Here is a 12760-nt window from a genome sequence, read left to right as displayed (position 1 = left end):
ATGGCCCAGGGCGCCAAACCCGGTGAGGGCGGTCAGCTTCCGGCCGGCAAGGTCTACCCGTGGATCGCCGAGGTGCGGCACTCCACCCCGGGCGTGGGCTTGATCTCGCCGCCGCCGCACCACGACATCTACTCGATCGAGGACCTGGCGCAGCTGATCCACGACTTGAAGAACGCCAACCCGTCCGCCCGGATCCACGTGAAGCTGGTGTCGGAGAACGGTGTCGGCACGGTCGCCGCCGGTGTGTCCAAGGCACACGCCGACGTCGTGCTGATCTCCGGTCATGACGGCGGTACCGGCGCCACCCCGCTGACGTCGATGAAGCACGCCGGCGCGCCGTGGGAGCTGGGGCTCGCCGAAACGCAGCAGACGTTGCTGCTCAACGGATTACGGGACCGGATCGTGGTCCAGGTCGACGGGCAGCTCAAGACCGGTCGCGACGTGATGATCGCGGCGCTGCTGGGTGCCGAGGAATTCGGTTTCGCCACCGCACCTTTGGTGGTGTCGGGCTGTGTGATGATGCGGGTGTGCCATCTGGACACCTGCCCGGTCGGGGTGGCCACCCAGAACCCGGTGCTGCGGGAGCGGTTCAACGGCAAGCCCGAATTCGTCGAGAACTTCTTCTTGTTCATCGCCGAAGAGGTCCGCGAGTACATGGCGCAGCTCGGTTTCCGCACCGTCAACGAGGCGGTCGGCCAGGTCGGCTCGCTGGACACCACGCTGGCCCGGGCGCACTGGAAGGCGCACAAGCTGGATCTGTCGCCGGTGCTGCACGAGCCGGAATCGGCGTTCATGAACCAGGATCTCTACAACAGCTCCAAGCAGGACCACGGCCTGGACAAGGCCCTGGATCAGCAGTTGATCGTGATGAGCCGTGAGGCGCTGGACTCCCAGAAGCCCGTTCGGTTCTCCACCACGATCGCCAACGTCAACCGCACCGTCGGCACCATGCTCGGCCACGAGGTGACGAAAGCCTACGGCGGCCAAGGGTTGCCGGACGGCACCATCGACATCACCTTCACCGGTTCGGCCGGCAACAGCTTCGGCGCGTTCCTGCCGCAGGGCATCACGCTGCGGGTGTACGGCGACGCGAACGACTACGTCGGCAAGGGCTTGTCCGGCGGGCGGGTGGTGGTACGGCCGCCCGACGACGCACCCAGCGACTACGTCGCCGAAGACAACATCATCGGCGGCAACGTCATCCTGTTCGGCGCCACCAGCGGCCAGGCATTCCTGCGCGGCGCGGTCGGCGAACGGTTCGCCGTGCGCAACTCCGGCGCACACGCGGTGGTCGAAGGCGTCGGCGATCACGGCTGCGAGTACATGACCGGCGGCAGGGTGGCGATTCTGGGCAGCACCGGCCGCAACTTCGCGGCAGGCATGTCCGGTGGTATCGCCTATGTCTACGACCCCGAGGACGCGTTGGAAGCCAACCTCAACTCCGAGATGGTGGAACTCGAAGCGCTCGACGAGGACGACCTCGACTGGCTGCACGGGATGCTCCAGGCCCACGTGGATGCCACCGACTCGGCGGTCGGCCAGCGGATCCTGGCCGGCTGGACCGGCGAGCAGCAGTGCTTCGCCAAGGTGATGCCGCGCGACTACAAGCGGGTGCTGGAGGCGATCGCCGACGCCGAGCGCACCGGCACTGACCCCGAAGAAGCGATCATGGCGGCCGCCAGTGCCTGATCCAAAGGGCTTCCTGAAATACACCCACCGCGAAACGCCGAAGCGCCGACCGGTGGATCTGCGCCTGCGCGACTGGGATGAGGTCTACGAAGACTTCCCGCATTCGACGCTGCAGCACCAGGCGGCTCGCTGCATGGACTGCGGGATTCCGTTCTGCCACAACGGTTGTCCGCTGGGCAACCTGATTCCGGAATGGAATGACCTGGTTCGCACCGATCGGTGGCGCGACGCGATCGAACGGCTGCATGCCACCAACAACTTCCCGGAGTTCACCGGCCGGCTCTGCCCGGCGCCGTGCGAGTCGTCGTGCGTGCTCGGCATCAACCAGGATGCGGTCACGATCAAGCAGATCGAGGTCGAGATCATCGACAACGCCTTCGACGAAGGCTGGGTGGTTCCGCTGCCACCGGAACCCGATCAGCACACCGGAAAGACGGTGGCGGTCGTCGGCTCCGGCCCGGCCGGCCTGGCCGCCGCGCAGCAGCTGACCCGGGCCGGACACCAGGTGACGGTCTTCGAGCGCGCCGACCGCATCGGGGGCCTGCTGCGCTACGGCATCCCCGAATTCAAGATGGAAAAGCGCCACCTGAACCGCAGGCTCGAGCAGATGCAGGCCGAAGGCACCGAGTTCCGCGCCGGCGTCAACGTCGGCGTCGACGTCACCGCCGAACAGTTGCGCTCCGACTTCGACGCCGTGGTGCTGGCCGGCGGGGCCACCGAGGGGCGCGACCTGCCGATCCCGGGTCGCGAGCTGGACGGCATCCACCAGGCGATGGAGTACCTGCCCTGGGGCAACCGGGTGCAGGAGGGCGACGACGTGCTCGGCGCCGACGGCGAACCGCCGATCACCGCCAAGGGCAAGAAGGTCGTCATCATCGGCGGCGGTGATACCGGTGCCGACTGCCTGGGTACCGCACACCGTCAGGGTGCGGCGAGCATCCATCAGTTCGAGATCATGCCGCGGCCACCGGAGACCCGTTCGCCGTCCACGCCGTGGCCGACCTACGCGATGATGCTCCGGGTGTCCTCGGCCCACGAAGAAGGCGGCGAGCGCGTCTTCTCGGTCAACACCGAGGAATTCGTCGGCCGGGACGGTCACGTCGCTGCGCTCAAGGTGCACGAGGTGACGATGCAGGACGGCAAGTTCGTCAAGACCGAGGGCAGTGACTTCGAGATCGACGCCGATCTGGTGCTGCTGGCGATGGGCTTTGTCGGACCGGAGCGCAAGGGCCTGCTGACGGAGTTGGGCGTGGAGTTCACCGACCGTGGGAACGTGACGCGCGGTTCCAACTTCGAGACGTCAGTGCCGGGTGTCTTCGTTGCCGGTGACGCCGGCCGCGGCCAGTCGCTGATTGTCTGGGCCATTGCCGAGGGCCGTGCCGCGGCCGCGGGTGTGGACCGATTCCTGATGGGAGAGACTGCGCTGCCGGCGCCGATCGCGCCCACCGCGGCCCCCCAACGCTAGTCACATCAGTCACAGCAGAAACATTTGATAAATTCTGCGGCGCGTCCTACACTGTTTGCCAGCCGGAGGCTGTCTAATAGTTCGATACGGGCGCCGCGGGGTGTGGGGCCCGGTTGAGCTGATCGACCGCAGGAGTTAGCGCTGTGTATATGAACCCGATGGCCCGCTCACGGGTCGGGCGAATCGCCTGGTCATGGTTCCGCCACCCAGTAAAAAGCCGCGAATTCCCGGCAAAGCTCGAGCGCCTGGTAACCGCGGACGAGCTGATACGCTTCGGCGTCTAACCGCCACCCGGACCGCTCGCTAATAACAGCGAGCGTTTGCTCGATGTCACCATTTCGTGACCTTTTTGCCCACCGCCATCCAGGCTGGCCAAGTCAGGTGATGAGCCCCGAGTCGCGGATCGCCTCGGCCAGCGGTTCCAGCACGGCCGGGTCGTGCGGCGGCGGGATGTACACGATCCCCAGATCGAGGCCCTCGGCGCCCAGTGCGGCGGCGTCCTCGATGACCTTCGCGTAGTTGAGGTCGGGCTCCAGCCGCAGGTGCGCCGACGTGGTGATCTCCTTCGGGTCGCGCCCGATGTCCGCGCAGTGCGACGCCAGCACGTCGCGCTTGTGGGCGAACATGTCAGGTGGACCTCCGGCGAAGTTCCAGTGCTGGGCGTAGCGGGCGGTGATCCGCAGAGTGCGTTTCTCGCCACCGCCGCCGATGCAGATCGGCGGGTGCGGGCGTTGCGGCCCCTTGGGTTCGTTGCGGGCGTCCTTGAGCTGGTAGAACTTGCCGTCGAAATTGGTGACCTCGTTGCTGAGCAGGCTGGTCAGCACCTCGCAGGCCTCTTCGAACCGGTCGAAACGCTCCCTGATGCTGCCCAACTCGATGCCGTAAGCGCCCGACTCCTCCTCGTTCCAGCCGGCCCCGATCCCCAGCTCGAGCCGGCCGTCGGAGATGACATCCAGTGCCGCAGCCATGTTGGCCAGCACAGCGGGATGCCGGTAGTGAATTCCGGTGACCAGAGTGCCTAGCCGCAGTCGCTTGGTCGCCTGGGCCAGGGCGGTGAGCGTGGTCCAGCCCTCTAGACATGGTCCAGTGCTGTCGCTGAAGATCGGGTAGAAGTGGTCGAAGGTCCAGCCGGACTCGAAGACGTCGATGTCGTCGGCGGCCTGCCAGACCGCCAGCATCTGTGGCCAGGTGGTGTTTTGGGGAGAGGTTTTGAACGCAAATCGCATAAACCCGACGGTAGTCCAGACTGTCGAATCATGGCGCGACGCCCGTGAGTACGCCAATCCAACGCTGAGCAAAGCACTGCCGGGTTCATCGCCGGGCAGTGGTTCTAGCCGGCGGGGCACACTGGAGATATGGACCCGGTAGCCGCTCTGCGACAGATCGCCTACTACAAAGACCGCGCACGGGAAGACTCCCGGCGGGTGATGGCCTACCGCAACGCCGCCGACATCGTCGAACGCCTCGACGACGCTGCGCGTGAGCGGCACGGCCAAGCCAACAGCTGGCAGTCGCTGCCGGGCATCGGGCCGAAGACCGCAAAGGTGATCGCGCAGGCGTGGTCCGGCCGCGAGCCCGACGCGTTGGTCGAATTACGCTCGGCCGCAGACGATCTCGGCGGCGGTGAAATCCGGGCGGCGCTACGCGGCGACCTGCATCTGCATTCGAACTGGTCAGACGGTTCGGCGCCGATCGAGGAGATGATGGCCACCGCGGCGTCGTTGGGCCACGAATACTGTGCGCTGACCGATCATTCGCCCCGTTTGACGATCGCCAACGGCCTGTCGCCGGAGCGACTGCGCAAACAGCTCGACGTCATCGCTCGCCTGCGCGAGCGGTTTGCGCCGATGCGGATCCTGACCGGCATCGAAGTGGACATCCTCGACGACGGTGGCCTCGATCAGGAGCCGGAGCTGCTGGAGCGGCTGGACGTGGTGGTGGCCAGCGTGCACTCCAAGCTGTCGATGGATTCCGCGGCGATGACCCGCCGGATGGTTCGCGCGGTCAGCAATGGCCACGCCGATGTTCTCGGCCACTGCACGGGACGACTGGTCGCCGGCAATCGCGGTATCCGGCCGGAGTCGTCGTTCGACGCCGAAGCGGTGTTCACCGCCTGCCGCGAGCACGGCACCGCCGTCGAGATCAACTCGCGGCCCGAACGCCGTGACCCGCCCACCCGGCTGCTGAACCTCGCGCTGGAGATCGGCTGCGATTTCAGCATCGACACCGACGCACACGCGCCCGGCCAGCTCGATTTCCTCGGCTACGGCGCCCAGCGCGCGCTGGACGCCGGCGTCCCCGTCGATCGCATCGTGAACACCTGGCCGGTCGACAAGCTGCTGGAGTGGACCGCGTCGTAGCCGCCTCGCCGCCGAGTGGCCAGTTATCGTACGGTTTTTCGCTAATTGCGTGCATCAACTGGCCACTCGGCACCGGACCGCGTCAGTCGGGTAGGTGCGGCATCTCCAGGCCCGGGTCGCGACCGACGAGGACTCCGCGGGTGAGCGCCGATTTGCCGTAGCGCCGACGAACCTGGTCGACCGCTGCGTCGACGGCGGCGGGCTCGGCCGGCGTGGTGAACGGCAGCGTCAGCTGCTCGGCGCCGTCGCGGTCGATCTCGGAGACCGCGAAGCCGACCAGCGTCAGTCCGCGGTCGGCGATCAGCGGGGCGGCGGCCGCGACCAGTCGTCGCGCCGTGCCCAGCAGGGCATGCGTCGAGCAGGTCGCCCACGACAGGGTGTGCGACCGGGTCGCTCGGCCAAAGTCGTTGAACCGCAACCGCAATGTGACGGTCCGGCCGGTGCGCCCGGCGGCGCGCATCCGGCTCGCGATCCGGTCGATCAGGCCGATCACCACCGCGTCGATCTCGGCCGCCGACATGGTGTTGCCGGCGCGGCCCAGCGCGCGCTGGGCCCCCACCGAACGCCGTCGCACACCCGTCGTGACCCGGCGGGCGTCGACGTTATGCGACAGCGCGTACAACCGGCCGCCCATCCCACCACCGACCAGCGACGCCAACAGGGTCTCGCTGAGCTCGGCGACGTCGGCGACCGTTTCGATGCCGTGCGCGCGCAGCTTGTCGGCGGTCACCGCCCCGACGCCCCACAACCGGCGAACCGGCAGCGGGTGCAGGAAGGCGAGCTCGCGACCGGGCGGAACCAGCAGCAAGCCATCGGGCTTGGCTTCCTGGCTGGCCACCTTGGCCAGGAATTTCGTCCGCGCGATGCCGACGGTGATCGGCAGCCCGACCCGGGAGCGGACGTCGCTGCGCAGCCCGGCGGCGATCTCGACCGGCGTTCCGGAGACGCGCCGCAGCCCACCCACGTCGATGAACGCCTCGTCCACTGAAATCGCCTCTACCAGCGGTGACGTGTCGCGGAACACCTCGAACACAGCGTCGCTGGCCTGCGAATAGGCCGCCATCCGGGGCGGTACCACGACGGCCTGCGGGCACAGCCGTCGCGCCTGGGCGCCGCCCATCGCGGTCCGCACGCCGTAGGCCTTGGCCTCGTAGCTGGCCGCCAGCACCACCCCGCCGCCGACGATCACCGGCCGGCCGCGCAGGCCGGGGTCATCGCGCTGCTCGACGGACGCATAGAACGAGTCGAGGTCCGCGTGCAGGATCTCGGCGAACTGGCGGGGCGGGCGCGACACGAACATATGTTCGCATCAAGGGGTGACGGCTTAGGCCTGTTCGCCGTAGATGCTGCTGACCCAGATGTGGACCAGCGTCTCGAGCAGCCGCTCTCTCGGGACCGACGGACGATCGTCGGCGAACGAGCTCAGCATCACCTTCTCGTTGAGTAGGTTGAGCGCCGCCGAGAGTTCACCGGCCGGCAGCGTCACCGGTGCCGCGCCGCGGGCGCGCTCCGCCTCGATCACGGTGGCGATGTGGCCGACCCACTTCTCCATGAACCGCGACCACAATGCGCGCAGGTCCGTATTGGTGCGGGCGGAATCGGCGGCCAGTGAGACGGCGCGGTGCGAGCTGAATGTCTCGACGAAGACGTTGATGCCGATGCGCCACAGCGCTTTCAGGTCGGCCGGCGGATTGGCGACCATGTTCTCCAGCGCGGAGTCGGCTTCGACGAGCACCCGCTCGAACAAGGTGAGCATGACCGCGTCCTTGGACGGGAAATAGAAGTAGAACGTCGGGCGGGAAATCCCCGCGCCCTTGGCCAGGTCGTCGACCGAGATATCGGCGAGCGGCCGTTGCTCGAGCAACTGTTCGGCGGTGGTCAGGATGGCCAGCTCACGGTCGTCGCCGGACGGGCGCGCTGAGCGGCGCCCCCGGGGGGCACGGCTGGAGCTGACGGTCGTCACCCGCGTTACTTTACACGGTGTTGAGTATTTCGACAGGGTGTTGACTCACTCAACACGGTGTTGATAGCGTGTCTCCATGACTGAACATCTCGACGTTGTGATCGTCGGCGCCGGCATCTCCGGCATCAGCGCGGCCTGGCACCTGCAGGACCGCTGCCCGTCCAAGAGCTACGCGGTCCTCGAGCGCCGCGACGACCTCGGTGGTACCTGGGACCTGTTCCGCTACCCCGGCATCCGCTCCGACTCGGACATGTTCACCCTGGGTTTCCGGTTCAAGCCATGGGAGTCCTCGACGTCGATCGCCGACGGCGCGTCGATCAAGGCCTACATCAAAGAGACCGCAACCGAGAATGGCATCGACAAGCACATCCGCTACCGCCACAAGGTGCTGGCCGCCGAGTGGTCCGACGCGGAGAACCGCTGGACGCTCACCGTCGACAACAACGGTCAGCAGCAAGAGCTCACCTGCTCGTTCCTGTTCGCGTGCAGCGGTTACTACAACTACGACGAGGGCTACCTGCCGAACTTCGAGGGGTGCGACGACTTCGAAGGCACCATCATTCACCCGCAGCATTGGCCGGAGGACCTCGACTACATCGGCAAGAAGATCGTGGTGATCGGCTCGGGCGCTACCGCGATCACGCTGATTCCTTCGCTGGTGAAGTCGGGCGCCGGTCACGTGACGATGCTGCAGCGTTCACCGTCCTACATCGGATCGCTGCCGCTGAGCGACCCGTTCGCCGAACAGGCCAACAAGTGGCTGCCGACCAAACTCGCGCACGCCGCGAACCGGTGGAAGTGGATCGCGTTCAGCACGTTCCAGTACCAGTTCTCCCGGAAGTTCCCGCGCCAAATGCGCAAGACACTGCTGACGATGGCCAAGCGGCGGCTGCCGGAGGGCTACGACGTCGAGAAGCACTTCGGGCCGAGCTACAACCCGTGGGACCAGCGGCTGTGCCTGGCGCCCAACGGCGATCTGTTCAAGACGATCCGCAAGGGCCAGGCCGACGTCGTCACCGACACCATCGACCGGTTCACCAAGACCGGGATCAAACTCACCTCCGGGCATGAACTCGAGGCTGACATCATCATCACCGCAACGGGTTTGAACCTGCAGTTGTTCGGTGGCGCCGAGATTCGGCGCAACGGCGCACCCGTCGAACTCAACGACACGATGGCGTTCAAGGGCATGATGCTGACCGGCATGCCGAACATGGCGTTCACCATCGGCTACACCAACGCGTCCTGGACGCTGAAAGCCGACCTGGTGTCCGAGTTCGTCTGCCGCGTCATCAATTACATGGACTCGAACGGCTACGAAACCGTGGTGCCGCAACACCCGGGGAACTCAGTCGACGAGCGTCCGCTGATGGACTTCACCCCCGGCTACGTGCTGCGGGCGCTGGACTACCTGCCGAAGGCCGGCTCGGTCTCGCCGTGGCGGCTCAAGCAGAACTACTTCATGGACCTGCAGCTGATCCGGCGCGGCAAGGTCGACGACGAGGCCCTGCAGTTCGCCAAAAAGCCTGCGGTCGTGGCAGTTTAGTTCGGGTCGGCCGCGGCGACGAGGACGATACCGTCATCGTCGCTGTAGGCGATGTCACCCGGCACGAACTCCACCCCGCCGAGGCTGAGGGTGACGTCTCGCTCGCCGGCGCCGGTCTTCTCGCTCTTGCGTGGGTTGGTGCCGAGCGCCTTGATGCCGATCTCCATGTCGCGCAGCGCCGCGGCGTCGCGGACCGCGCCGTGAACGATCAGCCCGGCCCACCCGTTGGACCGGGCCAGCTCGGCGATCAGGTCGCCGACCAGCGCGGTGTGCAACGAGGCGCCGCCGTCGACCACCAGCACGCCGCCGCCGCCGGGCGTCGACAGGATCGACTTCAGCAGAGCGTTGTCTTGCGTGCAGCGGACCGTGGTGATCGGCCCGGCGAACTGCGTTCGCGCGCCGAACTGGCGGAATTGAACGTCACAGCTGCGGACGTCGGGACCGATATCGTCTACCAAATCGGCCGTCGGCTGGAAGATCACAGTCACCGGGGAACTCTAGTCATCGTCGCGGCGGAGCTGGCGGATCAGCAGGACGGCCAGCAGGCTGATCGCGATCGCCACCGCAAGCGGTACCGGCGACCGGCCACTCGACGACGGCCCGGCCTGCCGGGGCAGCGGGTTGGCGGCGGCTTCGACGGTTGACTTCGCATGCGCCGCAGCATCTTTCGCTGCCGCGGCGAGCTGATCATTGGTGTCGGGCGCTAGCGGAGCGATCTTCTTAGCGGGCGCCTTCTTAGCGGGCGCCTTTTTCGCCACTGCTTTTTTAGCGGCGGCCTGTTTTTTGGCTGCCTTTGCCGGTGCCGCTTTCTTCGCGGCTTTGGCGGCAGCCTTCTTGGCGGGCGCTTTCTTGGCCGGCTTTGCCGGCTCCGTGGCGGGTGGCGCCGCGTCAGCGGGTGGCACCGTGTCGGGCGGCGCTGTGTTCAGGGGTGGTTCAGGCGCGGGGTCCGGCGTGTTGTCCGGTCGATCCTGCGGGTCTGCCATCCGGCTGCTCCTTTGCCGCTTCTCGTCGGGTGCACCGGCCCGGGGGAGCCGAATCCATCATGCCAGTGCCGGGTAAGTGGGTCGGCTGCCGGAGGTCAGGGCCTGTTTCGGATGGCCCACAGGGCCCCGCCGCCAACCAGGACCACCGCGCCCAGGACGAACGGCCAGGTCGGGACATCGTCGCCCGAGTCGTCGGCGGGCTGCGCGGCCGGACCGGGCGTGCCGGTGCCGGCGGCTGTCAGCCGGAATGACCACGACCCCGAGACCACGTGCCCGTCAGCCGATGTCACCCGGTAGTTGACCGTGTAGTCGCCTGCCGGACCCAACGGGCGCACACCGATGCTGACGATTGTGCCGTGCACCTGCGGGGAGCCGGTCGACCACAGGTTGCCGTCCGGACCGACAACCGTCATCGCCGCGAACGTGGTCTGCAGATCCTCGTTGAACGTCGCGCTGACCCGAACCGGCCCGGTGCTCACCGAGGCTTTGTCCGCGGGGTCGGCTGACACCCGCGCGGCGTGGGCGCTGGCCGCACCGGCGGTCAACGTGGGCGCGAACGCGACGGCTACCAGCAGCAACGCCACTACGACGGCGTGCGCCCGACGGCTCATGCCTTCCGCACGATCAGCGCGACACCGACACCGAGGGCGCCGAGGAACAGCGCGGCCCCGGCGAGGATCCGCGCGGTGTTGTCCACCACCGCCCGGGACTGCGGTCCCGGCGGCGCCGCCGTGGCGGTCGGGGCGGCGGACATGGTCGGGTGGTGGTCGGGCGGCGGGCCGCCGGCCAGCGTCAGCGCCGGCGCGGGATGTTCCGGCTCGGCTCCGCCGGGCGCCGGGCCCTGGTCCCACTTCACCACCGTGCCGTCGGCGTAGGTCTGGGTCGTCGGGAAGCTGACCGAATCGGCGTCGGGCAGCTTCGCCGATATCCGGAACACCCCGAATTGGTCCCCCGGAATGCCGCCGTCGGGCGCCGCGGTCCACGTCACCGAGCGGACGGCGTTCGATGCGGCGTCGCGGTCGACCTTTGCCGACCACCCCGGCTTGGCCTCGGTCTGTACGGCGGAGACATTGGTCAGCTCGACAGTGACCGAGGTGGTTGCCGCGTTGGTCGTCGACTCGTTGGGCACCTGGAAGCTGACCGTCGCGAAGGCGCCGCGCGCGGCGTCCGTACTGGTGGCCTGGACGTGCGCCGCCGCCGTCGTGATCGCCGCGGCCGGGCCGAGGTAGAGCAGCGCCGCAGCGACGGTTCCGATCAGGGTGCGCGAAACGATTCTGCGCGGAGGTGTCATCGGAATCGCATTCCTGTCTTCATTTGGGTCGGGGATCAGGTCAATCCGAGTCGCGCCATCAGGTCGGCGTCGATCTCATCGAGCTGTCGGGAGATTGCGGCGTGGGCCCCGCGCCGGCGGGCGGGCGGCATGTTCTCGGCGGCGGTGACAGCGGCCGCCAAGTCTGCGAGCCGCTCGGAAATCGCGGTGACGAATTGTCGGGTCTCGGCGTCCTTGGGCTTGTTCTCCTGCACCGACCGCAGCGACTGCTCGGCGCCGGCGATGCGGGCCGACAGCTGGCCGCCATGCCCGGAGAATTGGCCGATCTGGGCCAATGGGACCCCGAGTTGGTCGGCCCGCCGCTGGTCGATCAGCCCGCGCGCGGCCATGGCGACCCGGTAGACCAGCGGCACCACGATCGGAGCGAGCAGCCGAGACACCGTCAGCAGGCGGCGAATCCGTGTCGGCGACAGCAGCGTGCCCTCGCGCACCGCCTTCAACTGGGTCTCGGCCACCTTCAGCGCTGCCTGGTCGCTGGCGCGCTGCGCCTTCAAATTCTCGCGCAGTGCCTTCGTCTCGGCGCGCTGCGCGGCTTTGAATCGACGCACCTCGTTCTTCGCCGACAGCTTGGCCTCGAGTTTGGCCTTGGCCTTGATCGCGCGAGCTTCGGCGCGGCGCGTCGCACGGGTTTTTCGCTTGCCGAACAGGCCCATTCGCGCACTACCTCCCCCGGGTCTCGTCGACTATCGCGGTGCCAGTGCCGCATCGATGGGCCAACCCTAACCGGGCCGGGCGGGCCGACTGCCGTCAGGCTTCCAGGTGTTCCTTACGCCGTAGCTCGTCGGCACGGTGAATGATGTCTTCCTGCGCTTCGTGGGACAGCCCACTGACTCGAAGCGCGATCCGCCGGACACCCTCGTCTCGGATGACCAACAACCACGACAACTCTTTGTCGAGCTTTTCGTAGTACTCGTCATCGGTGAAGTAGGCGGGCCTGATCCGGAAGAAGTTCGCCAGGGCAGCCATGGTCGCCGACGACGGGTTGGTTCGGTTGCCAGAGCGTAGCTGCGACAAATACGGAGCCGACATCGTGATTCCTTCAGCCTTGAGCGCCGCGATCACTTCAGCGGAGGTGTGCGGCCCCCGTCCGGGCGGGTAAACCGTGTCGAACAGGCGGTTCAGGCGCGCGGAAAACGTCGTGCTCATCGATATGACCTCCACCGGGTTGGTAGATCGAGTGACTCTCTCTAAGTATTTGCTGATTATCGTAGCCAGACTTATCCCCGCAACCAAGTGCAAACTTCGAGAAAATTAACGGTGAAGCCATTTATGAGAGCAAAAATTATTGCCGCGCAGGGAGCAACCCGCTTGTCCAGTCAATACACATGATATTCTAAGGGAATTGTGTGAAGTTTCATCGCTTCAAGGACTAATGGCGCTTCGCTGGTTGCGCGCGGGCCTGCCTATGGCAACCAATGTAACGC

At 67.0% G+C, this 12760-nt stretch carries 13 protein-coding genes; 4 read left to right on the top strand and 9 right to left on the bottom strand.

Annotated elements, in window-relative coordinates:
- Both VGH54_RS09160 and VGH54_RS09155 read left to right on the top strand, forming a co-directional pair.
- On the top strand, positions 1 to 1689 hold a 1689-nt coding region (locus tag VGH54_RS09160; protein ID WP_331511636.1), incomplete at its 5' end, for a glutamate synthase-related protein.
- Entirely contained in the window at positions 1682 to 3154 is a 1473-nt protein-coding gene (locus VGH54_RS09155) for a glutamate synthase subunit beta (protein WP_331511635.1), read from the top strand. The genes VGH54_RS09160 and VGH54_RS09155, both read left to right, overlap by 8 nt.
- A gap of 377 nt (positions 3155 to 3531) precedes the next feature.
- Here VGH54_RS09155 and VGH54_RS09150 read toward each other — a convergent pair whose 3' ends face one another.
- Positions 3532 to 4380 carry an LLM class F420-dependent oxidoreductase gene (locus tag VGH54_RS09150; protein WP_331511634.1) on the bottom strand — a complete coding sequence of 283 codons (849 nt, stop codon included), beginning with the start codon at positions 4378 to 4380 and terminating at the stop codon, positions 3532 to 3534.
- Between the two features lie 129 nt (positions 4381 to 4509).
- On the opposite strand from VGH54_RS09150, the gene VGH54_RS09145 reads away from it, so the two are divergent.
- Complete coding sequence (locus tag VGH54_RS09145) at positions 4510 to 5514, top strand: PHP domain-containing protein (RefSeq protein WP_331511633.1); 1005 nt, start codon at positions 4510 to 4512, stop codon at positions 5512 to 5514.
- 82 nt (positions 5515 to 5596) lie between these two features.
- Here VGH54_RS09145 and dinB read toward each other — a convergent pair whose 3' ends face one another.
- Both dinB and VGH54_RS09135 read right to left on the bottom strand, forming a co-directional pair.
- On the bottom strand, positions 5597 to 6814 hold the full coding sequence (dinB, locus tag VGH54_RS09140) for a DNA polymerase IV (RefSeq protein ID WP_331511632.1): 1218 nt from the start codon (positions 6812 to 6814) through the stop codon (positions 5597 to 5599).
- 24 nt (positions 6815 to 6838) lie between these two features.
- Positions 6839 to 7477, bottom strand: coding sequence for a TetR/AcrR family transcriptional regulator (locus tag VGH54_RS09135; protein WP_331511631.1), 639 nt, complete (start codon positions 7475 to 7477; stop codon positions 6839 to 6841).
- A gap of 76 nt (positions 7478 to 7553) precedes the next feature.
- Between VGH54_RS09135 and VGH54_RS09130 the strand changes: the two genes are divergently transcribed.
- Entirely contained in the window at positions 7554 to 9023 is a 1470-nt protein-coding gene (locus VGH54_RS09130; RefSeq protein ID WP_331511630.1) for an NAD(P)/FAD-dependent oxidoreductase, read from the top strand.
- Here the strand turns inward: VGH54_RS09130 and rraA are convergent.
- The 6 genes from rraA to VGH54_RS09100 form a co-directional block, all read right to left on the bottom strand.
- A complete protein-coding gene (rraA, locus tag VGH54_RS09125; RefSeq protein ID WP_331511629.1) occupies positions 9020 to 9511 on the bottom strand; it encodes a ribonuclease E activity regulator RraA in 492 nt (163 codons plus the stop codon). The genes VGH54_RS09130 and rraA overlap by 4 nt on opposite strands.
- A gap of 9 nt (positions 9512 to 9520) precedes the next feature.
- A complete protein-coding gene (locus VGH54_RS09120) occupies positions 9521 to 10006 on the bottom strand; it encodes a nucleoid-structuring protein H-NS (protein ID WP_331511628.1) in 486 nt (161 codons plus the stop codon).
- Positions 10007 to 10101: 95 nt separating this feature from the next.
- Positions 10102 to 10617, bottom strand: coding sequence for a copper resistance CopC family protein (locus tag VGH54_RS09115; RefSeq protein WP_331511627.1), 516 nt, complete (start codon positions 10615 to 10617; stop codon positions 10102 to 10104).
- Positions 10614 to 11297, bottom strand: coding sequence for a YcnI family protein (locus tag VGH54_RS09110; protein ID WP_331511626.1), 684 nt, complete (start codon positions 11295 to 11297; stop codon positions 10614 to 10616). The genes VGH54_RS09115 and VGH54_RS09110 overlap by 4 nt, the downstream gene beginning before the upstream one ends.
- Before the next feature lie 35 nt (positions 11298 to 11332).
- Positions 11333 to 11989 (bottom strand): DUF6474 family protein, encoded by a 657-nt coding sequence (locus VGH54_RS09105; RefSeq protein ID WP_331511625.1) that lies wholly within the window; start codon positions 11987 to 11989, stop codon positions 11333 to 11335.
- A gap of 94 nt (positions 11990 to 12083) precedes the next feature.
- Complete coding sequence (locus VGH54_RS09100; protein WP_331511624.1) at positions 12084 to 12482, bottom strand: transcriptional regulator; 399 nt, start codon at positions 12480 to 12482, stop codon at positions 12084 to 12086.
- Positions 12483 to 12760: the final 278 nt, after the last annotated feature.

Origin of the sequence: Mycobacterium sp., from assembly GCF_036488105.1 — a bacterium.
Taxonomy (GTDB): domain Bacteria; phylum Actinomycetota; class Actinomycetes; order Mycobacteriales; family Mycobacteriaceae; genus Mycobacterium.
The sequence above is the reverse complement of the archived record's forward strand: the minus strand, read 5'-3'. Positions and strand labels throughout refer to the sequence as shown.